The organism is Rhizobium sp. BK399 (genome assembly GCF_014194695.1).
Taxonomy (GTDB): domain Bacteria; phylum Pseudomonadota; class Alphaproteobacteria; order Rhizobiales; family Rhizobiaceae; genus Rhizobium.
Genome location: NZ_JACIAH010000007.1, coordinates 217,706 through 241,007, shown reverse-complemented (window position 1 = coordinate 241,007; position 23,302 = coordinate 217,706). Strand labels below are relative to the sequence as shown.

Below are 23,302 nucleotides of genomic sequence, written 5' to 3'. Positions count from 1 at the left end.
GGAAAAAGCGGCGCGAGTCAAGGCAAAGCCGAGAAAAGACGGCGTTTCGGCCTTTCAAAACCGCGCGCCCGATCCCAGATCTGCTTTTCCTTCAACGGAAACGCTCTTGCATGCCCACGGCCAAACGACGCAATCCCTATTATCAAGGTCCGGTCTCCGATCACTTCGACGGTACGCATTTCTTCAATCCTGACGGTATCGAGCCTCTCGGTTTCAGAGATCTGATGCGATGGCAGTTCGGCGGCGGCCGGGATCGCTGGCCGAAGTCGGTACCGAGCCCGTTCCAGCCAGCCAAGCCGGATTTGCGTGTCGCTGGCGAGAACATCAGGGTAACGATGGTCGGCCATGCGACTATGCTAATTCAGGTCGCGGGGTTGAACATCCTGATGGATCCCGTCTGGTCCGATCGAGCCAGCCCCTTTGCCTTCGCCGGGCCTAAACGCGTCGTTGCGCCCGGTATAGCGTTCGACGATCTGCCGCCGATCGATCTCGTGTTCGTTTCGCATAACCACTACGATCACCTCGACGTTGCGACGCTTCGCCGTCTGCAGGCGAAACACCGGCCGCATGTCGTCACACCGCTTGGCAACGATACGATCATTCGCCGTGCCGTCCCCACCATACAGGTGACGGCGATGGACTGGGGCGAGCGCATCTCGCTTGCGGGGATCAATATCTACGCGGAGCCCGCCCACCACTGGTCGGCGCGCGGCACCGGGGATCGTCGCATGGCGCTCTGGGCTGCCTTCGTGTTGGCGACGCCGGCCGGGAAGATCTATCACATCGGCGATACGGGCTTTCATGGCGGGGTCAACTACAAGGCCGCCCAGCAGGAACATGATGGCTTTCGCCTCGCCATCCTGCCGTTCGGGGCCTATGAGCCGCGCTGGTTCATGAAGGGCCAGCATCAAAATCCCGATGAAGCGGTCATGGGAATGAAGCTTGCCAATGCCGCCTATGTTGCCGGGCACCACTTCGCCACATTCCAGCTGACGGACGAGTCGGTCGATGCGCCGGTCAAGGCGCTCACTACAGCGATGATCGAGCACGGCATATCCCCGGATCGGTTCCGGCCGCTCCGGGCAGGTGAGGTCTTCGACGTGCCGCCGGTATGATCAGTGCGTCTGGGCGCCTGAACCATGCGCATTGATGATGCTGTCGGCTTCCTTGCCGTAGAGCTCTTCGAAATGATCGAAGGTCTTGGAGAAATGGCCGATGCCCTGCGTTGCGGACTTGAGCGACCGGGCGAGATCGTCAAGCACGCCACCCGGTACCAGCGCTCGAAAGATGTCCCAGCCCTTGGCGTTCTCGTCGCGGTCGAAGCCGAGCACCTGTCCCTTGAGCGAAGAAACGAGTGTCACCATGCCGCCTGAGTAGACCGAGGGGATATGGATTTCCACCCTGACGACGGGCTGCATGAGGACGGCTGACGCCTGCGACAGCGCCTGCTTGACCCCCATCTTTCCGGCGGTCCGAAAAGCGAAGTCGGAGCTGTCGACCGAGTGATACTGGCCGTCCGTCAAGGTGACATCGACGTCAATGACCTGGAAGCCGAGCGGCCCCTTTTCCATCGCTTCGCGGGCGCCGGCCTCGACAGCCGGGATGTAGTTTCGCGGCACGGTGCCGCCCTTGACGTTTTCCGCAAACGTAAACCCGTGGCCGCGCTCGTTCGGCCTGACGCTGAGTTGCACATCCGCGAACTGCCCGGCGCCGCCTGTCTGCTTGCGGTGTCGATAATGGACGTCCGAGGGCTTGGAGATCGTCTCCCGGTAGACCGGGTTGGGTGCGCGTTCCGAAACCTCGACCCGGAAAACCTCGGAAAGCGTCTTGCGGAGATCGCGCAGGTGAACGGGCCCTTGGGCGCAGATCAGCGCCGCGCCGGTTCCTTCTTCCTGCATGACCTTCAAGCCGCGATCGGTTTCCGCCAGCTTTGCAAGCGTCGCCGAGAGCTTGGTCTCGTCGCGCTCGCTGCCGGGAATGAGGATCCTCTCCAGCATCGGTGTCGGCGGTGTTGTCCAGTCGGGGGGCTCGAGGCTTCCGGCTTGCGTCAGCAATGCGGGCACGGGCAGATGGTCCGATTTCAGAGCGGCAAAGATACTGCCGGCCTGCACAGGGCCGCTGATCGGTTTTCCGTTGCCGGCTTCCTGCAGGGGACCCAGCGTAGGACCGCCAAGGGAGGCGCCCTGTTTCAGGCCATCGACGAGTGCCCGCACAAGGACCGTCTTGCCAACATTGGCCTTGTGGTAGGCGTGGAAACTCACGGCTGAAAGTGTCGCTTCGTCCGCAGCGGAAGAGGCGGCAAGCCGAGTTCGAAGCGCTGTTGCCGGCGGCGCCTCGTGGCGGAGCGCCTTCATCAGACGCATGATGCCGTTGCTATGTGAGGCGGAGCCGAACAATACGGGGATGATCCGATTTTCCTTGAGGATGCGCGAGGAAATCGCAAACAGCGTGTCGCTTGCCGGCTCTCTATCCTCGATGAGTTCCTCGAGAAGCCAATCGTCGAATTCCGAAAGCTGCTCCAGCATCTCCGTTCGCGCCTCGTGCTCGCGCTCGGCAACGTCCTTGGGTAGTTCGATCAGCGCGGAAGGCTGACCTTCGCGATAGCGCCAGGCGCGTTCGGAAATCAGGTCGCAACTGCCGACGACCGTGTCGCCTTCGCGGATCGGCACCTGCCGCAGAACGAGGGGGTGGTTTGAGTAGGCCTGGAGTGCGCCGATGACGTCGCGCAATCGGCCGCGCGGCTCGTCCATCCTGTTAATGAAGACCAAACAGGGCGTGCCGGACGCCTCGATCGCCCGCAGATAGGGTGCCACCAGAACCGCTTCGTCGGGTGTTGGTGATATGCAGAGAATACAGGCGTCGCTAGCGAGCAGGGCATCTTGCGCCAAGGCCAGCGCCTCGTTTGCTCCGGGTGTGTCGATCGCACACCACGCTTCGTCCTTGAAATCGAACTCCGTCAGGCTTGATCCATATGGAGAGGCTGACTTTCTGGGCGTTCCCTCGAGCGAGGCCAGCTTTGTGACGAGCGTCGTCTTTCCCGTCTGCGAGGGCCCAAGTACCGTGAAGCAGCGCATCGGCGATCCTCCCTGCCAAAAGCACCATCCGAGAGCAAGAATGCCTCGAAGCGGCGAAAAGCGCTAGATATTTGCAGTCATTATTAAATATGAAGTCTGGCTATCTCCTTCTGCCAATGTGTAGCTGAAGCCACGCCAGTCAACCCACTGGTAATTCCCATGCATTTCCGCCATATACAGCCCAAACAGAGACGGACATGACACTATGAGCGCAACGGTCGAATTCGCGAAGATGAACGGGCTTGGCAACAAGATCCTCGTCGTTGACATGCGCGGTCGTGCCGACAAGGTGACGCCGGCCGCGGCGATCGCGCTGAATGCCGCACCCGACACGCAGTTCGACCAGATCATGGCGATCCACGATCCGAAAGCAGCGGGCACGGATGCCTGGATTGATATCCTGAACTCCGACGGCTCGAAGGCACAAGCCTGCGGCAACGGCACGCGCTGCGTCGTACAGGCGCTTGCTTCGGAAACCGGCAAGAAGGTTTTCACGTTCCAGACGGTGGCCGGCATCCTCAATGCCGTCGAGCATGATGATGGGACGATCTCCGTCGATATGGGCAAGCCGGTCTTCGAGTGGGATAAGATTCCGCTTGCCGAAGAATTCCATGATACCAGCCGCATCGAGCTGCAGATCGGGCCGATCGACAACCCGGTCCTGCATTCGCCTTCCGTCGCCTCGATGGGCAATCCGCATGCGATCTTCTGGATCGACCGCGATCCGATGTCGTTCGATCTCGGCCGCTTTGGACCGCTGCTTGAAAACCATCCGATGTTCCCGGAGCGCGCCAATATCACGCTGGCGCAGGTGACCTCTCCCAGTTCGATTACGACGCGCACCTGGGAGCGGGGAGCGGGACTGACGCTTGCCTGTGGTTCTGCGGCCTGTGCGACGGCTGTTTCCGCCGCTCGCACCGGACGGACCGGACGCGAAGTGGCGGTGAAGGTCGCAAGCAGCCCAAATCAGGGCATACTCAACATCGAATGGCGCGAACGCGATGGCCACGTGATCATGACGGGGCCCGCCGAATGGGAATGGTCCGGCACGCTCGATCCGGCGACGGGTTCGTGGTCGCGCGATGCGGCGCCGGGAGCGGAAGCGCGGTGAGCGGCGTCGAAGTCATCACCTTCGGCTGTCGTCTGAATACCTACGAATCCGAAGTGATGCGGGCGGAGGCTGAAAAGGCCGGGCTCAACAATGCCATCCTCGTCAATACCTGCGCCGTCACCGGTGAAGCCGTGCGTCAGGCTCGCCAGGCAATCCGTCGCGCGCGGCGCGACAATCCTCATGCCCGCATCATCGTGACAGGTTGCGCGGCCCAGACGGAGAAGGAAACCTTCGCCGACATGGCAGAGGTCGATGCCGTCCTTGGCAACGAGGAAAAACTGAAGAGCGCTTCCTATCGCGCTCTGCCGGATTTTGGTGTTTCGGCGGAAGAGAAGCTACGCGTCAACGACATCATGAGCGTGCGCCAGACAGCGCCGCAGATGGTCAAGCACATCGATGGTCACGTGCGGGCTTTCATCCAGGTCCAGAACGGCTGCGACCACCGCTGCACCTTCTGCATCATTCCCTATGGTCGGGGCAATTCGCGTTCGGTGCCAATGGGAGCGGTCGTCGACCAGGCGCGCAAGCTCGTCGAAAGCGGCTACCGCGAGATCGTTCTGACCGGGGTCGATGCGACCAGTTACGGCGCTGACCTACCCGGCGAACCGACGCTCGGGTTGCTCGCGAAGACGCTTCTGAAGCAGGTGCCCGATATTCGCCGCCTGCGGCTTTCGTCGATCGACAGCATCGAGGCGGACAAGCATCTGCTGGACCTGATCGCCGAGGAAGAGCGGTTCATGCCACATCTTCACCTTTCCCTGCAGCATGGTGACGACATGATCCTGAAGCGAATGAAGCGCCGCCATTCCAGCGCGGACGCCTTGGCCTTCGTCAACGACGTGCGCCGCCTGCGGCCTGAGATGAGCTTCGGCGCAGATATGATCGCCGGGTTCCCGACAGAGAGCGAAGAGATGTTCGCCAATGCCGAGCGGCTCGCGGAAAAGGCCGGTATCGCCCATCTTCACGTATTCCCGTACAGCCCACGGCCGGGGACGCCCGCCGCGCGGATGCCGCAGCTCGATCGCGCGCTGGTCAAGGAGCGGGCAGCGCGGCTTCGCGCCACTGGACATCGCCTGCATCAGTCCCATCTCGACGGAATGGTCGGAACGCGGCAATGGCTGCTGGTGGAAAACAACGGTTTGGCGCATACCGAGAACTTCACGCTTGTCGCAGCGGCCGGACTGGCGCCCCGAAGCTTCGTGCAGGCTGTGATCACCGGGCACAACGGCAAACACCTCGACATGCAATTGACGGCCGCCGACGCGGCCTGAGTTTACGGAATCCTCATGGCGTTCAATTTCATCAAAAAGGTCTTCACCTTCGGCCCAAAGCCGGAGGAAGAGCAGGCGCCGGAGCCGGTCGAGACGAAAGCAGTCGAGTCCGAACTGGAGCCGCACTCGCGTGAGGAAAATCTTCCTGTTGCCGCCGACCCCGTTCTGGCCGAGGAGATGGATACGGCTGGCGGTCCTGCCCAAGACGTAGGTGAGGACGCTCCGATCGAGGATCTAGCCGAGCAGGCCGAAGCGCTCGTGCCCGTCGAGGAAGACGTTTCCGAGGTCTTGCCGTCCGAGATGCAGGCGAGCGATATAGGTGTTGTGCCGCTGTCGCTGCTCGAGGCCGAAACCGAGGTCGTTACTCCCGCCGAAAGCGCGCCGGAAGAGGCGGTTGCTGTTGCTGCTTCCCTGCAGCCGGGAACCGGCGAGCAGGCAAAAGAGGACGACGTTGCGCAGGTAGTATACGCTGCCGAAACCGACGAGCCGGCCGCAGAGCTTGAAACGGACGCTGATGCTGAGCAGCAGCCCATCACGGATGAACTCTCTCCCGCCGATCAAGAGATATCTGCTCCGATCGAAGACGATGCCGTTTCCGATGATGCCTCGGCCGCGCCGGTTCTTCCAAAGGGATTTGCGACAGGTCCCGTGGCTTCCGAGGCAGCGCCTCTGGTTCCTGCTCCTAAACTTTCCTGGTTCCAGCGTCTGCGTGCCGGCCTTGCCCGCACGTCGTCGCAGCTCACCGGCCAGATCGCGGCGCTCTTCACCAAGCGCAAGCTCGACGACGAGACGCTGCAAGATCTCGAGGATCTGCTGATCCAGGCCGATCTCGGCGTCGAGACGGCGATGCGCGTCACCGATACGCTCGCCTCCGAGCGCTACGGCAAGGACGTCACCGGAGAGGATGTCAGCCGCATCATGGCAAGCGAGATCGCCAAAGTGCTGAAGCCTGTCGCCAAGCCGCTGCAGCTGGACCTCAGCCACAAGCCGCATGTCATCCTTGTCGTCGGCGTCAACGGTACTGGTAAGACCACGACGATCGGCAAGCTCGCGGCGAAGCTGTCGGGCGCCGGGCTGAAGGTCATGGTGGCAGCCGGCGACACGTTCCGCGCCGCTGCGATCGAACAGCTGAAGATCTGGGCCGATCGCACCAAGTCGGAGTTCATCGGCACCAAGCTCGGCGCGGATGCCGCAGGCCTCGCCTATGACGCTTTCGAGCAGGCCAAGGCGAAGAAGTGCGATGTGCTGATCATCGATACCGCCGGCCGTCTTCAGAACAAGGCGGAGCTGATGGCCGAACTTGAGAAGATCGTTCGCGTTCTCGGCAAGCTTGATCCGGACGCGCCGCATACGGTGCTGCAGACGCTCGACGCGACAACGGGGCAGAACGCGCTGTCGCAGGTCGAGATCTTCCGCAATGTCGCAGGCGTCAACGGGCTGATCATGACGAAGCTCGACGGCACGGCCCGCGGCGGTATCCTCGTGGCGATCTCCGCCAAGCACAAGCTACCAGTCTATTTCATCGGCGTCGGCGAAGGCGTCGATGATCTCGAGCCGTTCGAGGCCGAGGATTTCGCGCACGCCATTGCCGGGCTCGGCCAATAGTGCCACAGATATGCCGACAAACACGGGCAAGCGTCTCGTGTGACACAAACGGATTTGAGATAGAATGACGACAGAGAGCGATATCACCCCAAGCGCGGCCGACAGGCATCACCCGATGCTGAAACTGGCGCTGGAGCTTGGCCCGCTGCTGATCTTCTTCTTCGCCAACCTGCGCGGCGCGTGGCTGGTCGAGCGTTTTCCTGTTCTCTCGGAGCTTGGCGGACCGCTGTTCGTGGCAACGGCCCTTTTCATGGCCGCGACCGTGGTCTCGCTGATCGTTTCGAAGGTCGTGCTCGGGCACCTGCCGATCATGCCGTTCGTGTCGGGAATCGTGGTCGTTATCTTCGGATCGCTGTCGATCTACCTGCAGAACGAAACCTTCATCAAGATGAAGCCGACCATCGTCAACGCGCTCTTCGGCGTTTCGCTGCTTGGCGGCCTGGCTTTCGGCAAGTCGTTGCTCGGCTACGTCTTCAATGCGGCCTTCCAGCTCGATGCCGAGGGATGGCGCAAGCTGACGGTTCGCTGGGGCATCTTCTTCCTCTTTCTCGCAGTGCTGAACGAAGTCATCTGGCGCAATTTCTCCGATGACTTCTGGATCGCCTTCAAGGTTTGGGGAACGATGCCGATCACCATCATCTTCACGATGGCGCAGATGCCACTGATCATGAAGCACACGGTAACGCCGGCTGGAGAGGCCGAAAAGTGACGGTTGCAGAGGCGCAGACAAGGGTTCGCCATCAGACGTTCTGGTTCGCAGCCTGCCTACTGGTTCTGCTGGCGCAGGTGGTTGCCGAGTATCTGATGGGCCGCACGCCGATCTGCACCTGCGGCTATGTCAAGCTGTGGGAAGGCGTCGTCAAGTCGAGTGGCAATTCCCAGCACCTGTCGGACTGGTACACGCCATCGCATATCATCCACGGGTTCATCTTCTACGGCGTGGCGCATCTCGTCCTGCGCGGAAAGCCGTTTGCGACACGCCTGCTGTTGGCGCTGGTCATCGAGTCCGGCTGGGAGCTGCTGGAGAACTCGCCCGTCATCATCGATCGCTACCGCTCGGCGACGATCTCGCTCGACTATTACGGCGACAGCATCATCAATTCAGCGATGGACACCGTGTTCATGGTTGTCGGCTTCATCTTCGCATCGCGCGCGCCGGTGGCGCTGACGGTGGCGATAGCGATCTTCTTCGAGCTTTTGACCGGCTACCTGATCCGCGACAACCTGACGCTCAACGTCTTGATGCTGGTCTGGCCCGTCGAGGCGGTCAAGACCTGGCAAAGCGCGATCTGATCAGGAAGCGGGCTTGCCAAGGGCCTTTGCCATAGCGGGCAACAGACCTTCCTTCAGGCTGATGTCGTCGAACGGGCCTACACGTTTGTATAGGATTGTGCCGTCAGGGGCGACGAGATAGCTTTCCGGAATTCCGTAGACACCCCAATCGATCGCGGCCTGCCCCTTGGGGTCGATGCCGATAGCGGCAAAGGGATTGCCAAGTTCGCCGAGGAAGCGAAGCGCGTTGTCGTTCTTGTCCTTGTAGTTGATGGCGACCACGTTAAGGCGGCTGTCCTTCGCGAGTTCCCTCAGGATCGGATGCTCTTCGCGACAGGGGATGCACCAGGAGGCGAAGACGTTGACGAGCGTCAGCTTGCCCTTGATCGCACCGTCGGTGAGGGCGGGCAGGTTGGCGCCTTCGAGCGGCGGCAGGTTGAGAGTCGGTGCCTTCGTGCCGATGAGGGCTGAGGGGATTTCCGAGATATCCTTGCCATGGACATCCTGATCGTAAAGCATCTTGGCCGCAGTGCCGGCAATGACGGCAAAGACCGCCAACGGGATCAAGGCGACGGCATAGCGTCCGAAACCGCGCTTGGCGGGGTTCGTTTCAGGCGTGGGGCTCATTCGCCATCCTTTGCGCGCGCCGAGCGGCGGCGAATACCGGAAGCCTCAAGGGCTGCAAGTTCCTTACGGCGAGCGCGACCGTCGGCCCAGGTCCACAGCGTCACGGCTGCTGTCACAAGCGCTGCAAAGGCGTAGGAGCCGTAAACATAGAAAGCGTGTGTCATGGCTATCCCTCGCGGCTCGCGAGCCGGGCTGCCATACGGCGTTGGGCGGCGACACGGCGACGCCAGATTTCGTTGCGCATGGCCATGATGTGCAGGGTGAAAAAGAGCGCGGTGAAAGCCACGGCCATCACCAGCAGCGGCCGGAGGAATTCCGGATCGATGGCCGGGCCGTCGAGACGCAGGACGCTTGCGGACTGATGCAATGTGTTCCACCAGTCGACGGAGAACTTGATGATCGGGATGTTGACGAAGCCGACGAGGATCAGCACGGCGCTGACGCGTGCGGCCTTGGACGGCTCGTCGATTGCGCGATTGAGCGCGATAAGCCCGAGATACATCAGGAACAGAATGAAGACGGACGTTAGCCTTGCGTCCCATACCCACCACGTACCCCACATCGGCTTGCCCCAGAGAGAGCCGGTGACGAGGGCAATCAGCGTGAAGGCGGCGCCCAGCGGGGCTGCGGCCTTGGCCGATACATCCGCCAACGGGTGGCGCCAGACGAGCGTGCCGATCGCCGAGAGGCTCATGATCGTATAGCCCATCATGGAAAGCCAGGCGGCCGGGACGTGGATATACATGATGCGAACCGTCTCGCCCTGCTGATAGTCGCCTTCGGTCGTGAAGCTGAGATACAGCCCCACGATGAAACAGAGGGCCGTGAAAGCGGCCATCCAGGGAAGGATGCGTGCAGCCAGCGCCAGAAACCGCGTCGGGTTGGCGAGATCGCTGAATTTCGTGATGGCGAGGCTCGTTTCACTCATGCCGTTTCCTTACCGCGATATGCCTTCTGTCGCAATCGAGCGCTCCATCAATCCGACGTGTTGCGCAGCGCCAATGCCGCCGCGGCCGGGCCGATAGCGGCGAAGAACAGTGTTAGCGCGATCAGGATCAGAAACGGTGGCAGGAAGGGCGACGGCCCCTCGACCGCCGAATAAGTAGCGCTGACGCCGAAGATCAATACCGGAATGGTCAGTGGCAGGACCAGGATCGAGACCAACAGTCCGCCGCGCGGCAAGGCAACGGCGACGGCCGCGCCAACCGCGCCGATGAAGGTAATCGCCGGTGAACCGACCAGCAGTGTCAGCATCGTCGCGCCGATCGCCGTCTCGCTCATGTTCATGAACAGGCCAAGCAGCGGCGAGGCAATGACGAGCGGAAGGCTGGTGGCGATCCAGTGCGCCAGGCACTTGACCAGCACCGTCAGGACGAGCGGGGTCTCCTGCATCAGCATGAGGTCGAGCGAGCCGTCGTCGCGTTCGGCCTGGAATAGCCGGTCGAGGCCGAGAAGTGCCGCAAGCAGAGCTCCGATCCAGACGATGGCCGGGCCGATACGGGACAACAATGCGAGATCGGGTCCGACACCAAAGGGAATGACCGCAACGACGGTCAGGAAGAAGAGGACGCCGACCAGCGCACCGCCGCCGGCGCGGATGGAGATCTTGAGGTCGCGCAGCAGAAGTGCGGTCATGCCCACACTCCTGATCCGGGATGAGCAAACCCCGTCATCCGCAGTTCCTGCACGCCTTCTAGGCCAAGGGGCTGGTGGGTCGCAGCAAGCACGATGCCGCCATTGCGCCGATGCGCTTCGATGAGCTCGGCAAAGAGGCGGTCGCCGCTTGTGTCGAGCGCCGCCGTCGGTTCATCGAGGATCCAGACCGGCCGGTAGGCGATCAGCAGCTTGGCGAAGGCAAAGCGCCTTTGCTGGCCAGCCGAGAGATAGCCGAAAGGAAGGTGGGTGATCCCTTCGAGCCCGACCGCGGCTGCGGCCTCATCGATGGAAACGGAGGGGCCGTGCATCTGTCCCAGAAAGCGGCGCCAGAACTCGAGGTTTTCAGCAACGGTCAGTTCGCTTTTCATCGCATTGCGGTGGCCGAGATAGTGACTGATTTCTCCAACGCGCTTGTGTGTGTCGCCATGCGAATCGGTAAAGCTCACCGTACCCCTTTCCTGACGGAGGAGACCGGCGACGACGCGCAGCAAAGTTGACTTTCCCGATCCATTTTTACCAGTCAAAACCAGCGCTTGGCCTGCTTCCAGGCCGAATGAAAGCCCCTCAAAAATCAGGTCTTCGCCCCGGCGCGCAGCCAGATTGGCAGCCTCAAGATGCATGACTTTTCCGTGGTTTAATTTTTCAGTCATCGCAATGCAAAAAAATCCGAAATGGGTCACGCACTCTCTGGCACCTTTCATAGAAATTATCTATAAGACCCGCAACCACGCCAGCGGTCGGCGTGAATTTCATCCTTGCGCCGAACATGGGCTTCGCTCCACGTGCGGACAGCGGAAATGGCCGTACCCGCATCCTGATGTGCATTACGTGCATAGGCGTCCGCACGATTGTGTTCGCTATCAGAAACGGGGTCTCTCGTGTCTAAATCTCTTGACAGCTTTAATTGTCGTTCCACGCTCACCGTGAACGGTAAGGACTACGTCTACTACAGCCTGCCCAAGGCTGAGGTGAATGGCCTTCCGGGCGTTTCGAAGCTTCCCTATTCGATGAAGGTTTTGCTCGAGAACCTGCTTCGCTTCGAAGACGGTCAGTCGGTGACGAAGGAACACATCCTTGCTGTGGCCGAATGGCTGAACAACAAGGGCGCTGTCGAAAACGAAATCGCCTATCGTCCAGCGCGCGTGCTGATGCAGGACTTCACGGGCGTTCCCGCCGTCGTCGACCTCGCCGCGATGCGCGACGCGATGGTGTCGCTCGGTGGCGACCCAGAGAAGATCAACCCGCTGGTTCCCGTCGACCTCGTCATCGACCACTCGGTTATCGTCGACGAATTCGGTACGCCGCAAGCATTTGCCAAGAACGTCGAGCTGGAATACCAGCGCAACGGCGAGCGCTACCGCTTCCTGAAGTGGGGCCAGCAGGCGTTCAAGAACTTCCGCGTCGTTCCTCCGGGCACCGGCATCTGTCACCAGGTCAACCTCGAATATCTCGGCCAGACCGTCTGGACCAAGGAAGAGGACGGCGAGACGATTGCTTATCCGGATACCTGCGTAGGTACTGACTCGCACACGACGATGATCAACGGTCTCGGCGTTCTCGGCTGGGGCGTCGGCGGCATCGAAGCGGAAGCTGCCATGCTCGGCCAGCCGGTCTCGATGCTTCTGCCTGAAGTCATCGGCTTCAAACTCACCGGCAAGCTCAAGGAAGGCGTCACCGCGACCGATCTCGTGCTGATGGTCGTGCAGATGCTGCGCAAGAAGGGCGTTGTCTCGAAGTTTGTTGAATTCTTCGGCCCTGGCATGGACAACATGCCGCTCGCCGACCGCGCGACGATCGGCAACATGGGTCCGGAATACGGCGCGACCTGCGGCTTCTTCCCGGTTGACGGCGAAACCATCAACTACCTCAACATGTCCGGCCGCAGTAAGGACCGTATCGCTCTCGTCGAAGCCTACTCAAAGGCACAGGGCATGTGGCGCGAAGGCGATGGTTCGGACCTCGTCTTCACAGATACGCTGGAACTCGACCTCGGCGACGTTGTGCCTGCCATGGCCGGCCCGAAGCGTCCTGAAGGCCGTATCCCGCTCGAAAACATCGCTTCCGGTTTCGCCGGCTCGATGGACACCGATTACAAGAAGCCCGGTCAGCTCTCCAACCGCTACGCGGTCGAAGGCACCGACTTCGATCTCGGCCATGGCGACGTTGCGATTGCCGCAATCACCTCTTGCACCAACACCTCCAACCCGTCGGTTCTCATCGCTGCCGGCCTTCTCGCTCGCAACGCTGTTGCCAAGGGCCTGAAGACGAAGCCTTGGGTCAAGACGTCGCTGGCGCCCGGATCGCAGGTGGTTGGCGAATACCTCGCGAAGTCCGGCCTCCAGGCGGACCTCGACAAGCTCGGCTTCAACCTCGTCGGCTTCGGCTGCACGACCTGCATCGGTAACTCCGGCCCGCTGCCCGCGCCCATCTCGAAGACGATCAACGACAAGGGTCTGATCGTTTCAGGCGTTCTGTCGGGCAACCGCAACTTCGAAGGCCGTATTTCGCCCGACGTTCAGGCGAACTACCTGGCATCCCCGCCGCTCGTCGTTGCCTACGCGCTCGCAGGCTCGGTCCAGAAGGACCTCACCAAGGAGCCGATTGGCGAAGACCAGAACGGCAAGCCTGTCTACCTCAAGGACATCTGGCCGACCTCGCACGAAGTGCAGGACTTCATCCAGAAGTACGTCACTCGCGAACTTTACGAAACGAAGTACGCCGACGTCTTCAAGGGTGATGAAAACTGGCAGGCCGTCAAAGTGCCGGCCGGACAGACCTACGCCTGGGATGACAAGTCGACCTACGTGCAGAACCCGCCCTACTTTGTGGGCATGGGCAAGACCGGCTCGGGTATTTCGGACATCAAGGGTGCTCGCGTTCTCGGCCTTTTCGGCGACAAGATCACCACCGACCACATTTCGCCTGCCGGTTCGATCAAGGCTGCGTCTCCGGCCGGTGCTTACCTACTCGAGAACAATGTCGGCGTCGCTGACTTCAACCAGTACGGCACGCGTCGCGGCAACCATGAAGTCATGATGCGTGGCACGTTCGCCAATATCCGTATCCGCAACCACATGCTCGGCCCGAACGGCAAGGAAGGTGGCTACACCATCCACTATCCGTCGAAGGAAGAGGAATCGATCTATGACGCGGCTATGCAGTATAAGGCCGAGGGCGTTCCGCTCGTCATCTTTGCTGGCGTCGAGTACGGCAACGGCTCGTCCCGCGACTGGGCAGCGAAGGGCACCAACCTGCTTGGCGTGAAGGCGGTCATTGCACAGTCCTTCGAGCGTATTCACCGCTCGAACCTGGTCGGAATGGGCGTCATCCCATTCGTCTTCGAAGAGGGCACGACCTGGGCAAGCCTCGGCCTGAAGGGCGACGAAATCGTCAGCATCGAGGGCCTTGAGAACATCAAGCCGCGCGAAAAGAAGATTGCCAAGATTACCTACGGCGACGGCACCGTGAAGGAAGTTCCGCTGTTGTCGCGCGTCGATACGCTCGACGAAGTGATCTACCTCAACAACGGCGGCATCCTGCAGACGGTTCTGCGCGATCTCGCTGCCTGATTGTTAACAGACTTCCATGACAATGACCGCCGGAAAGAGATTTCCGGCGGTTTTCGTTTGAACGCGAGGCGGTAAATTCGCGCTCACGACGATGTGTTTCAGCTTGACTTCCTCGAAGCCTGTCTCACCCGTTCGTGACTTTCCGTTTCGATCGAGAACCACTATCTCTACGCTCAGATATCGGAACCTGCGGCGAAACTCGGCGGCAGGTACTGAAGAAAAAGGTGCAGTGAATGTCCGCGAGGTTTTTGATTTCTGTGGTTGCAGCTGTGGCGCTTGCCGGCCCGCTTTTTGCCCAGGATGCGCCGAAAGGTGTGGTCGAACTCTTCACCTCGCAGGGATGCTCTTCGTGTCCTCCAGCTGATGCGGTTTTTCGCAAGATCGTCGAGGCTGGCGGGGTTATTGCGCTCGCCTATCACGTCGACTACTGGAATTACATGGGCTGGGCCGACACGCTGAGTTCGAAGGAAAACACGGAGCGGCAGTATGGCTACGCGCAGACGATGGGTCGCGCCAATGTCTATACGCCGCAGGTCATCATCAACGGCCGCGACCATGTGGCCGGCGCTGACCTCGGTGCGATCAACAAGAAGATCGACGGCTATGCAGCCGAAGGGATGGGCCTTTCCGTGCCGGTGAAGGCCGAGATGCGCGGCGACCAACTCGAGATCAAGATCGGGGCAGGGCAAGGCAAGGCCAATGTCGTCATGGTCTATTTCAACCGTGAGAAGACCATCGACGTCGAGAAGGGCGAGAACAGCGGCCAGAAGATTGCCTACCTGAACAGCGTTGCCGATGTGGAGACGGTCGGTATGTGGGAAGGCAAGGAAACAAGCTTGACGCTGCCGGCAAGCGTGATGCAGAAGCCGGACCTCGAGGGCTGCGCGATTCTACTTCAATCCTCCACCGCCGATGGCAATCCATCCGCGATTCTCGGAGCGACGGTCGTCATGGCCGGGAAGAACATCTAGCCGTTTCATCTGCTTCTGTGGATGGAAAACGGGGCGGCCCGGCTGATCGTATTCGGGGCTGGGGTTAAGGTCGATACGGTCAGCCGGGCCCTTTGGCGCGCTGGCGCCAAACTCACGCACGACCTTTTATGCCTATAAAATCAGGCAAAGATCATGCACGAATCGGGTGCGACGTAGGTCCGAACGGGCCCGCGGCGCAGTCGTGAGGGAATTTCCCTTGCAAATGAGGCGCTGTTTTGACTGAATTGCGGCGCTCGGGAGATTGCACAGAGTATGATTAATGTGACTGATCGCCTGCTTGCAATTTGTAAACGCTAAGGCAAACTGTCATTTACCTGTCACGAGTGGAGGCACCGGGAGACTGATGACAGATCAGCCGGATTTGCGGCGCGGCGAAAGCCGGTCAGCCGAGAGCAGTTCCTCAGTCGTCGTGGATCTCAAGGAATACAAGCAGAGCAAGGATCCCGCTCCGGTCACATTCCACCGGCGCGAACTCGATGCGATTCTCTGGATCTATGGCCGCATGGTCGGCGAGGGAGAGTGGCGGGACTATGCGATCGATCATCTGAAGGACCGCGCGGTCTTCTCGGTTTTCAAGCGATCGGGCGAAATGCCGCTCTTTCGCATTGAGAAGAATCCGAAGCTTGCAACCAAGCAGGGCGCCTACTCCGTTACCAACATCCACGGCGTCATCCTGAAGCGCGGGCACGAGTTACAGCAGGTCTTGAAGGTCTTCAACAAGGCTTTGAAGCTGGTCGAGAAGTAAGCGACTCAGGCTTTGAAGAGGGTGCCGGGATAGGTCGAAGCATCCGGGTCCGAGGCTGCGCCCTCGCCCAAGGCACGTTGCATGATCATCGTGTCGAGCCAGCGTCCGTGTTTGTAGCCTGTCGCTTTCAGGCGACCCGTATCCTCAAAACCCAACGCGCGATGCAGGGCAATTGATGCCGGATGTGCGCCACCGATGACGGCGGCCATCTGACGAAAGCCGAGATCGCTGCAGCGTTGAATAAGTTCGGTAAGCAGCAGTCTTCCGATTCCCCGGCCGCGTGCCTCAGGCCCAAGATAGATGGAATCCTCCACCATCCAACGATAGGCCGGTCGTGTACGGAAAGCCGAAGCATAGGCATAACCAAGCAGGTTGCCACCCTCGTCGATCGCGGCGATGTACGGATAGCCCTGACCCGTGATGGCGGAAAATCGCGCCGCCATCTCGTCCTGTTCGGGCGGGACGAGCTCATAGCTTGCGACACCATTCAGAACGGATTCTCGATAGATCGTCGTAATAGCAGGGAGGTCGGATGGGGAAGCGTCGCGGAGGGAGATGGGCATTCGGTCGGCCGGCGTTGACTAAAGGACCCCTCCAAAAATCATTCTGCGGACGACCTAGCAACAAAAAAGGCGGCCGAAGCCGCCTTTTTCGATATGCCTCTGTTCCTTACTTGCGGTTGCCCATGAACTGCAGGAGGAACATGAAGAGGTTGATGAAGTCGAGATACAGGGTCAGTGCGCCCATGATCGCCTTGCGGCCGGCAACATCTGCGCCGTCTGCTTCGTAGTACAGTTCCTTGATACGCTGCGTGTCGTAGGCGGTGAGGCCCGCAAAGATCAGCACGCCAATCACGGAGATCGCGAACTGCATGGCAGACGATGCCAGGAAGAGGTTCACGAGCGACGCGATAATCAGGCCGAAGAGACCCATCATCAGGAACGAGCCCATTGCAGAGAGATCACGCTTGGTCGTGTAACCATAGAGCGAAAGTGCACCGAAGGAAGCGGCCGTTACGAAGAACGTCTGCGTGATGCTCGACTGTGTGTAGACCAGAAAGATCGACGAAAGCGACAGGCCCACCAGCGCGGCGTAGACCCAGAAGGTCGTCTGCGCAGCGGCAACACTCATCCGGTTAATCCTGAAGCTCAGGAAGAACACGGCGGCCAGCGGTGCAAGAATGACCACCCAGCGCAGCGGCGATTGGAAAAGCAATACGCCAAACTGCGTCAGTTGGCCGTTCTGGACGGCGAAATTGAAGCCCAGATAGGCGGCTACACCCGTGATCGCCAGACCCAGCGCCATCAGGTTGTAGACCTTGAGCATATAGCTGCGTAGGCCCTGGTCGATCATCTCGCCAGTCTGTACGCGGCCTTGGTAATTACGAAGGTCAGCCATAGTTTCCTCTTACAAGCTCCGGTGTGGACACGGTGTCGGGCGCAAAAACCCGGGCGCCGCTGCGGAGCCCAGCATGCCTGCAGACAATATGAGCCTTTCGGCTTTCGCAAACAAGGCCCTTGCAACCCGAGATCGGGTTAAATCGCCGTAAGGTGAAGGGAATTTCTCCGTTCGGTCAATCAGAGTTCGCGCAAAACGGGTGCTGCCTTCTGCCCCAAGATGCGCCATGTGCCGACGAGCCCTATGCCCACGGTGAGCACCAGGGCAGTGACGAGCGTCAGCCCGGCGACGTCAGGCAGGAAGTGGGATGGGATACGCATGATCCGGGCAGTGATGAACCATGCCGCGACGCCGCCGGCAAAGAGAGCGAATACCGCAGTCGCGGCGCCAAGGATGAGGTACTCGTAGCAGAATGCGCGGATCAGCATTCGCCGCGTCGCGCCAAGTGTCTTGAGGACGACCGCGTCATGGGTACGAGCGCGGTTGCCGGCGGCAAGTGCGCCTGCGAGCACGAGGACCGATGCGATGAGTGCAACGGAGGCGGCGGCGCGGATCGCTGTGGCCAGTTGCCCCACCAACGCATTGACGATGTCGATTGCGTCCTTGACCCGGACGCTGGTGATCGTCGGATAGGTGTTCGTTACCGACTTCAGGATCGCAGCCTCCGCGGCGGAGGTTGCCGTCGGGTCGGTTAGCGTCGCCAGCCACGCATGCGGGGCGCCGCGGAACGTATTCGGCGAGAAGATCATCACGAAGTTGATGGAAAGCGATTCCCATTCGACCTTGCGGAGATTGGCGATCTTGGCGGTGATGTTGCGGCCAAGCACGTTGACGGTGACGGTGTCGCCGATCTTCAAGCCGAGTTCCTTGGCTTCCTCGGCGGAAAAGGAGACCAGCGGCTCGCCGCTGTATTCCTTCGGCCACCATGACCCCTCGGTCAATGATGCATTTTCCGGCAGGGCTTCCGAATATGTGATGCCGCGGTCGCCGCGCAGTACCCACTGGCCGCCCGGCGGGACCTTCCGCTTCGTCACGTCCTCACCATTGAAAGCGAGGATGCGGCCACGCAGCATCGGCACTTCGACCAATTTGCCGTCCGGGGAGCCGGCTTTGACGACGCTCCGGAATTTCTCGAGTTCGGATCCCTGAATGTCGACGAAGAAGAAGTTCGGCGCGCCGGCGGCCATGCGTCCGGTCAACTGGTGCCGCATGTTGCCGTCGATCAGGGTGAGGGTGACGAGCAGCGCGAGCCCAAGACCGAGCGACAGCACGACGGAGGGCGTCAGAGCGCCGGGGCGATGGATGTTTCCGATCGCGAGGCGGAGGGCCGGCGAGTTGACACGCGGACTGCGGCGCGCGAGCCACGCAATACCGGCCGCGACCAGCCTCAGGATAACGAAAGCGAAGGCGATTGCCCCGACAAAGACGATGGCAATAAAGCGATCGTAGGCGGTGGCGATGGCGAGACCGGCAAGCGCAAGGAGAAAGGCTGCGGCAAGGAGGATGTAAGGCCAGGAGGGAAGGCCGCGCGCTTCAAAACCCTGCTCGCGGAACAGCGCTGTTGCCGGAACCTCGCGGGAATGTCCGAGCGGCATTATGGCAAACGCCAGCGTTGTCAAAATGCCGAACAGGACCGCGAGAGCCAAGGCTCCGGGGTAGAATGTGAGGTCGGTGGAAACGGGTAGGAATTGCGCCAGAAATTGCGATGCGACGATCGGCGCCAGCGCACCGATGACCAAGCCGACGACAATGCCGCCGAGAGCAATGATTGCAATCTGAAAAAGGTAGATCAGAACCACCGTCGCCGCCGGTGCGCCGAGGCATTTGAACGTTGCGATCGTCGTACGCTTGGAATCCAGGAAGGCGCGGACGGCATTCGCGACGCCGACACCGCCGACTATCAGCGCCGTCAGTCCGACCAACGTCAGGAACTGCGAGAAACGCTCGATGTTTTGAGTCAGTGAGGGGGCGGCGCGATCGCTCGTGCGAATCGACCAGCCGGCCGACGGAAATTCCTTCGCGGCCCGATCGCGGATTGTGGATCTCTCGGTGGGATCGTCCATGCGGATCTTGTAAACGTGTTCGACCAAGCTGCCCGTCTGGATGAGGCCCGATGCCTTGAGAGCGTCCCTGCTCACCAGCAGGCGCGGGGCGAAGCCGAAGCCTTCCGAAACTGCGTCCGGCTCGGTCTTGATCGTACCGGTAATGTTCAGAATGGCATTGCCGAGCAGGATTTCATCGCCAATGGAAAGACCGAGGCGCTCCAGGAGCAGCGGCGCCGCCACGGCGCCGAACGTACCGCTCTGTCCGGATAGAAGCGTGTGCAATGGGTAATTCGGGGCGGCTTCGAAAGTGCCGTAGAGCGGATAGGCGCTGTCGACCGCCTTGACATCGACCAAGGCCTGATCCGAGCCGTCGGGCTTGCGCGCCATCGAACGCAGGCCAGTCGACACTGACACGTTTCCGAAGCCGCGCAGGAAGCCCATTTCTGCTTCCGTCGCCTCGCGATTATTGAGCTCGAAGCGCACGTCGCCGGCGAGGATCTCCTGGCCCTGCGTGGCGATCGTGTCGGTAATCGACTGCGAAACGGAGTTAACCGCCGCAATGGCGCCGGTGCCGAGAGCAATACAGGCGAGAAAGATGTAGAAGCCACCAAGCCCACCGCGCAGCTCCCGAAGCGCGAGACGAAGGGCCAGGGAGACGCGCGGGCTCACCAGTGTCATGCAATGGCCGCCTCAGGCTGCACTGGCGCGCTATCGCCCTCGATCTGGCCGGACCGAACCCGAATCTGCCTGGAGCAGCGTTTGGCGAGTGCCGCGTCGTGGGTGACGAGCAACAGCGTCATGCCACGCTCAGCCTGCTTCGAAAACAGGAGATCGGCAATCTGGCGGCCGGTGTCGGTGTCGAGGTTGCCGGTTGGTTCGTCGGCGATCAGCAGTGCAGGCGAGGGTGCGAGCGCGCGTGCAATGGCTACACGTTGCTGCTCGCCCCCGGAAAGCTGGCCGGGATAGTGGTTCAATCGATCGCCGAGCCCCACGGATTTAAGCTCACGACGGGCGATCTCGAAGGGATTGGGAAGGTTGGCGAGTTCGAGCGGCACGGCGACGTTTTCCAGCGCCGTCATGTTGGCAATCAGATGAAAGGACTGGAAGACGATACCGATGTTGCGCCCACGGAAGTCGGCTACCTGGTCTTCACTTAACGCATGCAATGGCGTGCCACTGACGTTGATCTCGCCACTATCAAGCTTCTCAAGTCCGGCAAGCACCATCAGCAATGTCGATTTGCCGGACCCCGATGGCCCCACGATACCGACCGACTCACCGGCGGCAATCGTCAAGTCGATGCCTTTCAGGACATGGACGGAGGCGGCGGCACTGCCAAGCGTCAAATCGGCGCGCTTCAACTCGATGATGGTTTTTGCCAACAGTATTCGCCCTATATAAGTGCCGATCGTGCTGCCAATCTAGGGAAAGCGGAATGAGATTTAAAGTTGCCGGCCTTCACATCGCCGTCATTGTTGCTTCGCTGACCTTTGCGGTCGCCGCCAGTGCACGGACAATCAGCCTGGTTGGCTTTGGCGACAGCCTGATGGCGGGCTATCAACTCCCGCCCGGCGACGGCTTTCCAGAGAAGTTGCAGGCATCTCTGAAGGCCAAGGGAGTGGATATCTCAATCGCCAATGCAGGCGTGTCTGGGGACACGACGACCGGCGGTCTCGCACGCATAGACTGGTCTATCCCCGACGGCACCGATGGCGTCATCCTCGAGCTCGGCGCCAATGATGCGCTGCGCGGCATCCCTCCACAAGAGAGTGAAAAGAATCTCGATCAGATGATTGCCCGGCTAAAGGAACGAGGTATCGCGGTCCTTCTTGTGGGCATGCTGGCGCCGCCGAACATGGGCGGAGACTATGCGGCACAGTTCAACTCCATCTACCAGAAACTTGCGCAAAAACATGGCGTTGCGCTTTATCCTTTCTTCTTGGACGGGGTTGCTGTCGATGCCGGTCTGAAGCTTGATGATGGCATGCATCCGAACAGCAGAGGCATCGATGTGATGGTCGAAAGGATGGAGCCGGCTATCACGCAATTCTTGGGAACGATTTCTACTGTGAAGAATTAGGGACTTGCGCAGGTGTTCAATGCGTGATTCCGTGTGAGCACCTGCAAAAGATTCGGGGAGTGCTCGTTATGCCGAGACTGTTTACCGCCCTCGAAATTCCGCGCAATGCCGCAATGAGCCTCTCATTGCTGCGCGGTGGTCTCCCTGGTGCAAGATGGATCGATGTGGAAAACTACCACATCACTTTGCGGTTTATCGGCGATGTCGATGGGCGTACGGCAGACGAAATTGTCGACCGGCTCGACCGCATCGACCGGCCCGAATTCCAGATCCGTCTTGATGGTATCGGCGCCTTCGGATCCAAGAAGCCGCATTCCGTTTGGGCCGGTGTTTCGCCTTCGCCTGAGATGCATGCTCTGCAGGCGGAAATCGAACGGATCTGCCAGCGCATCGGATTGCCGCCGGATCCCCGTAAGTTCACGCCGCACGTCACGCTCGCGCGGCTGAAGTCATCTCGCGTCGATGACGTGGTGCACTATCTGGCGGGTCGCGGCAATTTCCAGACTTCGGCCTTCACTGTTCCGCGTTTCGTGCTGCTATCGTCACGGGAATCGGTTGGTGGCGGTCCCTATCTGACGGAAGAGATTTTCCCTCTCCATGAGGCATTGTCTGTTCCCAGCCCTTCCAGCAGCTTCCTGCAGCCGGTAAAGAGCCTGGCATAGACAAGTTCGAAGTCGTCCGCGCCGCCGTAGTAGGGGTCGGGAATGTCCTCGCCGGTTTCGAGCGCAATGTCTCCGAACAAGTGGACATTCATGGCTTCGGGATGCCTGCGGCGAAGTTCGGATAGATTTTCCTGATCCATCGCGAGGATCAGGTCGAAATGGCCGAAATCCTCCATCGTGATCTGGCGAGCGCGTTGCCGAGAGATGTCTATCCCGTGTCCTCTGGCCGTTGTGATCGAGTGCCGATCGGGATGATCACCTTGATGCCAGCTGCCCGTGCCGGCAGAATCGATCTCGAAACGACCAGCAAAGCCCGCCTCCTCGACAAGATGCGAGAAGATCCCCTCGGCCAGAGGCGAACGGCAGATATTGCCCATGCAAACAAAGAGGATGCTAATGCGTTTCATCTGTGGTCCATATTGCAAAAGAGGAGGGACGATCGCATGAAACGGGAAAAACTGGAACGCCAAGCCATCGCTGCCGAACTTTCCAAGCTTGACGGATGGTCGCTCGATGAAAGCGGCGCAGCGATATCGCGAAGCTTCAAGTTCCGCAATTTCGTCGAGGCTTTCGGCTTCATGACGGAAGCCGCACTCGCGGCGGAACGGCTCAATCATCATCCGGAGTGGTTCAATGTCTATTCGCGCGTCGACATCAAGCTGAATACGCACGATGCAGGCGGCCTGACCGAGCTGGACTTCAGGCTGGCCGCGGAAATGGAGAAAGCGGCGGCACGCCGGCTTGATTGAATCCGCTGCCATCATCACCATATGTGCGCGTGAACAAGAGGACCAATCTGGAATGGACGACGTCAAATTCGGTGAGATCCTGCTGCCGGGCGACGAGGATACGCAAAGCCGGCGAGAGCAGACTGTGCGCAAGAAATTCTGGCCGACCTTCAAGAAGGCCGTGCGGCAGATTCCATTCACACGCGATGTCGTCGCAGCATTCTATTGCGCGATGGATCCACAGACGCCCACGCGGGTGCGCGGTGTGCTTCTTGCCGCCCTTGCCTACTTCGTCATGCCGATCGACATGATCCCGGATGTGTTCGCCGTGATAGGTTTTTCGGACGACGTTGCGGTTCTTTCCGCAGCCTTTGCCATGGTCAGCAGGCATTTGCAGCCAAGGCACTATGAAGCTGCTGATCGCGCGCTCGCCGACAAGCCCGAGGGGATGAAGACGATCTAGTTGT

Annotated in this window: 24 protein-coding genes; 13 read left to right on the top strand and 11 right to left on the bottom strand. The window is 60.4% G+C overall.

Annotated features, from left to right (window positions below):
• The first annotated feature begins 110 nt into the window (after window positions 1–110).
• Window positions 111–1,115, top strand: a complete 1,005-nt coding sequence (locus FHT97_RS17125; protein ID WP_183863748.1) for an MBL fold metallo-hydrolase — start codon at window positions 111–113, stop codon at window positions 1,113–1,115.
• Here FHT97_RS17125 and FHT97_RS17120 read toward each other — a convergent pair whose 3' ends face one another.
• Window positions 1,116–3,074 (bottom strand): elongation factor G, encoded by a 1,959-nt coding sequence (locus FHT97_RS17120; RefSeq protein WP_183863747.1) that lies wholly within the window; start codon window positions 3,072–3,074, stop codon window positions 1,116–1,118.
• A 205-nt stretch (window positions 3,075–3,279) separates the two neighbouring features.
• Between FHT97_RS17120 and dapF the strand changes: the two genes are divergently transcribed.
• From dapF to FHT97_RS17095, 5 genes are all read left to right on the top strand, one after another.
• Window positions 3,280–4,185 (top strand): diaminopimelate epimerase, encoded by a 906-nt coding sequence (gene dapF / locus FHT97_RS17115; RefSeq protein WP_183755138.1) that lies wholly within the window; start codon window positions 3,280–3,282, stop codon window positions 4,183–4,185.
• Complete coding sequence (mtaB, locus tag FHT97_RS17110) at window positions 4,182–5,456, top strand: tRNA (N(6)-L-threonylcarbamoyladenosine(37)-C(2))-methylthiotransferase MtaB (protein WP_183863746.1); 1,275 nt, start codon at window positions 4,182–4,184, stop codon at window positions 5,454–5,456. Before dapF ends, mtaB begins: the two co-directional genes overlap by 4 nt.
• A 15-nt stretch (window positions 5,457–5,471) precedes the next feature.
• Window positions 5,472–7,061, top strand: a complete 1,590-nt coding sequence (ftsY, locus tag FHT97_RS17105) for a signal recognition particle-docking protein FtsY (protein WP_183863745.1) — start codon at window positions 5,472–5,474, stop codon at window positions 7,059–7,061.
• A 64-nt stretch (window positions 7,062–7,125) separates the two neighbouring features.
• Window positions 7,126–7,770, top strand: a complete 645-nt coding sequence (locus FHT97_RS17100; protein WP_183863744.1) for a septation protein A — start codon at window positions 7,126–7,128, stop codon at window positions 7,768–7,770.
• The gene (locus tag FHT97_RS17095) at window positions 7,767–8,354 is read left to right on the top strand and encodes a DUF2585 domain-containing protein (protein ID WP_183863743.1); all 588 of its coding nucleotides are present in this window, start codon (window positions 7,767–7,769) and stop codon (window positions 8,352–8,354) included. The genes FHT97_RS17100 and FHT97_RS17095 overlap by 4 nt, the downstream gene beginning before the upstream one ends.
• On the opposite strand, the gene FHT97_RS17090 is transcribed toward FHT97_RS17095, so the two are convergent.
• From FHT97_RS17090 to ccmA, 5 genes are read right to left on the bottom strand one after another with little or no spacing between them, the layout of a single operon-like run.
• The gene (locus FHT97_RS17090) at window positions 8,355–8,960 is read right to left on the bottom strand and encodes a DsbE family thiol:disulfide interchange protein (protein ID WP_183863742.1); all 606 of its coding nucleotides are present in this window, start codon (window positions 8,958–8,960) and stop codon (window positions 8,355–8,357) included.
• Complete coding sequence (gene ccmD / locus FHT97_RS17085) at window positions 8,957–9,124, bottom strand: heme exporter protein CcmD (RefSeq protein ID WP_183863741.1); 168 nt, start codon at window positions 9,122–9,124, stop codon at window positions 8,957–8,959. Before ccmD ends, FHT97_RS17090 begins: the two co-directional genes overlap by 4 nt.
• Before the next feature lie 2 nt (window positions 9,125–9,126).
• Complete coding sequence (locus FHT97_RS17080) at window positions 9,127–9,888, bottom strand: heme ABC transporter permease (protein WP_183755145.1); 762 nt, start codon at window positions 9,886–9,888, stop codon at window positions 9,127–9,129.
• A 47-nt stretch (window positions 9,889–9,935) separates the two neighbouring features.
• Window positions 9,936–10,595, bottom strand: a complete 660-nt coding sequence (gene ccmB, locus FHT97_RS17075) for a heme exporter protein CcmB (RefSeq protein ID WP_183863740.1) — start codon at window positions 10,593–10,595, stop codon at window positions 9,936–9,938.
• Window positions 10,592–11,236, bottom strand: coding sequence for a heme ABC exporter ATP-binding protein CcmA (ccmA, locus tag FHT97_RS17070; RefSeq protein WP_183863739.1), 645 nt, complete (start codon window positions 11,234–11,236; stop codon window positions 10,592–10,594). The genes ccmB and ccmA overlap by 4 nt, the downstream gene beginning before the upstream one ends.
• 258 nt (window positions 11,237–11,494) lie before the next feature.
• Here ccmA and acnA point away from each other — a divergent pair, with 258 nt between their 5' ends.
• The 3 genes from acnA (at window position 11,495) to FHT97_RS17055 (ending at window position 15,922) form a co-directional block, all read left to right on the top strand.
• Window positions 11,495–14,185 (top strand): aconitate hydratase AcnA, encoded by a 2,691-nt coding sequence (acnA, locus tag FHT97_RS17065; protein ID WP_183863738.1) that lies wholly within the window; start codon window positions 11,495–11,497, stop codon window positions 14,183–14,185.
• Window positions 14,186–14,418: 233 nt separating this feature from the next.
• A complete protein-coding gene (locus tag FHT97_RS17060) occupies window positions 14,419–15,156 on the top strand; it encodes a thioredoxin family protein (protein ID WP_183863737.1) in 738 nt (245 codons plus the stop codon).
• A 364-nt stretch (window positions 15,157–15,520) separates the two neighbouring features.
• Window positions 15,521–15,922: a DUF2794 domain-containing protein gene (locus FHT97_RS17055; RefSeq protein ID WP_183863736.1), complete on the top strand. Its 402-nt coding sequence runs from the start codon at window positions 15,521–15,523 to the stop codon at window positions 15,920–15,922.
• Window positions 15,923–15,927: 5 nt separating this feature from the next.
• Here the strand turns inward: FHT97_RS17055 and FHT97_RS17050 are convergent, their stop codons facing one another.
• The 4 genes from FHT97_RS17050 to FHT97_RS17035 all read right to left on the bottom strand — a co-directional run bounded on the left by FHT97_RS17050 (window position 15,928) and on the right by FHT97_RS17035 (window position 20,747).
• Window positions 15,928–16,485, bottom strand: a complete 558-nt coding sequence (locus FHT97_RS17050) for a GNAT family N-acetyltransferase (protein ID WP_183863735.1) — start codon at window positions 16,483–16,485, stop codon at window positions 15,928–15,930.
• Window positions 16,486–16,591: 106 nt separating this feature from the next.
• The gene (locus FHT97_RS17045) at window positions 16,592–17,320 is read right to left on the bottom strand and encodes a Bax inhibitor-1/YccA family protein (RefSeq protein ID WP_183863734.1); all 729 of its coding nucleotides are present in this window, start codon (window positions 17,318–17,320) and stop codon (window positions 16,592–16,594) included.
• Window positions 17,321–17,499: 179 nt separating this feature from the next.
• Window positions 17,500–20,043 (bottom strand): ABC transporter permease, encoded by a 2,544-nt coding sequence (locus FHT97_RS17040; RefSeq protein WP_183863733.1) that lies wholly within the window; start codon window positions 20,041–20,043, stop codon window positions 17,500–17,502.
• Entirely contained in the window at window positions 20,040–20,747 is a 708-nt protein-coding gene (locus tag FHT97_RS17035; RefSeq protein ID WP_028827974.1) for an ABC transporter ATP-binding protein, read from the bottom strand. Before FHT97_RS17035 ends, FHT97_RS17040 begins: the two co-directional genes overlap by 4 nt.
• Window positions 20,748–20,800: 53 nt before the next feature.
• Between FHT97_RS17035 and FHT97_RS17030 the strand changes: the two genes are divergently transcribed.
• Both FHT97_RS17030 and thpR read left to right on the top strand, forming a co-directional pair.
• On the top strand, window positions 20,801–21,445 hold the full coding sequence (locus FHT97_RS17030; protein WP_183863732.1) for an arylesterase: 645 nt from the start codon (window positions 20,801–20,803) through the stop codon (window positions 21,443–21,445).
• A gap of 68 nt (window positions 21,446–21,513) precedes the next feature.
• Entirely contained in the window at window positions 21,514–22,107 is a 594-nt protein-coding gene (thpR, locus tag FHT97_RS17025; RefSeq protein ID WP_016556634.1) for an RNA 2',3'-cyclic phosphodiesterase, read from the top strand.
• Here thpR and FHT97_RS17020 read toward each other — a convergent pair.
• Window positions 22,014–22,514 (bottom strand): low molecular weight protein-tyrosine-phosphatase, encoded by a 501-nt coding sequence (locus FHT97_RS17020; RefSeq protein WP_183863731.1) that lies wholly within the window; start codon window positions 22,512–22,514, stop codon window positions 22,014–22,016. The two genes, thpR and FHT97_RS17020, sit on opposite strands and share 94 nt — an antisense overlap.
• 36 nt (window positions 22,515–22,550) lie before the next feature.
• On the opposite strand from FHT97_RS17020, the gene FHT97_RS17015 reads away from it, so the two are divergent.
• Both FHT97_RS17015 and FHT97_RS17010 read left to right on the top strand, forming a co-directional pair.
• Window positions 22,551–22,856, top strand: a complete 306-nt coding sequence (locus FHT97_RS17015; RefSeq protein WP_028827972.1) for a 4a-hydroxytetrahydrobiopterin dehydratase — start codon at window positions 22,551–22,553, stop codon at window positions 22,854–22,856.
• Between the two features lie 52 nt (window positions 22,857–22,908).
• On the top strand, window positions 22,909–23,298 hold the full coding sequence (locus FHT97_RS17010; protein WP_016556630.1) for a YkvA family protein: 390 nt from the start codon (window positions 22,909–22,911) through the stop codon (window positions 23,296–23,298).
• Window positions 23,299–23,302: the final 4 nt, after the last annotated feature.

Bases quoted from the DNA above. Each gene is read 5' to 3' on its own strand.
- FHT97_RS17045 (WP_183863734.1), bottom strand. From the start codon at position 17,320: ATGGCTGACCTTCGTAATTACCAAGGCCGCGTACAGACTGGCGAGATG.
- FHT97_RS17050 (WP_183863735.1), bottom strand. From the start codon at position 16,485: ATGCCCATCTCCCTCCGCGACGCTTCCCCATCCGACCTCCCTGCTATT.
- ccmA (WP_183863739.1), bottom strand. From the start codon at position 11,236: ATGCATCTTGAGGCTGCCAATCTGGCTGCGCGCCGGGGCGAAGACCTG.
- FHT97_RS17080 (WP_183755145.1), bottom strand. From the start codon at position 9,888: ATGAGTGAAACGAGCCTCGCCATCACGAAATTCAGCGATCTCGCCAAC.
- FHT97_RS17055 (WP_183863736.1), top strand. From the start codon at position 15,521: ATGACAGATCAGCCGGATTTGCGGCGCGGCGAAAGCCGGTCAGCCGAG.
- FHT97_RS17020 (WP_183863731.1), bottom strand. From the start codon at position 22,514: ATGAAACGCATTAGCATCCTCTTTGTTTGCATGGGCAATATCTGCCGT.
- FHT97_RS17120 (WP_183863747.1), bottom strand. From the start codon at position 3,074: ATGCGCTGCTTCACGGTACTTGGGCCCTCGCAGACGGGAAAGACGACG.
- ccmD (WP_183863741.1), bottom strand. From the start codon at position 9,124: ATGACACACGCTTTCTATGTTTACGGCTCCTACGCCTTTGCAGCGCTT.
- FHT97_RS17030 (WP_183863732.1), top strand. From the start codon at position 20,801: ATGAGATTTAAAGTTGCCGGCCTTCACATCGCCGTCATTGTTGCTTCG.
- FHT97_RS17015 (WP_028827972.1), top strand. From the start codon at position 22,551: ATGAAACGGGAAAAACTGGAACGCCAAGCCATCGCTGCCGAACTTTCC.
- ccmB (WP_183863740.1), bottom strand. From the start codon at position 10,595: ATGACCGCACTTCTGCTGCGCGACCTCAAGATCTCCATCCGCGCCGGC.
- FHT97_RS17040 (WP_183863733.1), bottom strand. From the start codon at position 20,043: ATGACACTGGTGAGCCCGCGCGTCTCCCTGGCCCTTCGTCTCGCGCTT.
- ftsY (WP_183863745.1), top strand. From the start codon at position 5,472: ATGGCGTTCAATTTCATCAAAAAGGTCTTCACCTTCGGCCCAAAGCCG.
- FHT97_RS17060 (WP_183863737.1), top strand. From the start codon at position 14,419: ATGTCCGCGAGGTTTTTGATTTCTGTGGTTGCAGCTGTGGCGCTTGCC.
- thpR (WP_016556634.1), top strand. From the start codon at position 21,514: ATGCCGAGACTGTTTACCGCCCTCGAAATTCCGCGCAATGCCGCAATG.
- FHT97_RS17010 (WP_016556630.1), top strand. From the start codon at position 22,909: ATGGACGACGTCAAATTCGGTGAGATCCTGCTGCCGGGCGACGAGGAT.
- FHT97_RS17125 (WP_183863748.1), top strand. From the start codon at position 111: ATGCCCACGGCCAAACGACGCAATCCCTATTATCAAGGTCCGGTCTCC.
- FHT97_RS17100 (WP_183863744.1), top strand. From the start codon at position 7,126: ATGACGACAGAGAGCGATATCACCCCAAGCGCGGCCGACAGGCATCAC.
- FHT97_RS17090 (WP_183863742.1), bottom strand. From the start codon at position 8,960: ATGAGCCCCACGCCTGAAACGAACCCCGCCAAGCGCGGTTTCGGACGC.
- dapF (WP_183755138.1), top strand. From the start codon at position 3,280: ATGAGCGCAACGGTCGAATTCGCGAAGATGAACGGGCTTGGCAACAAG.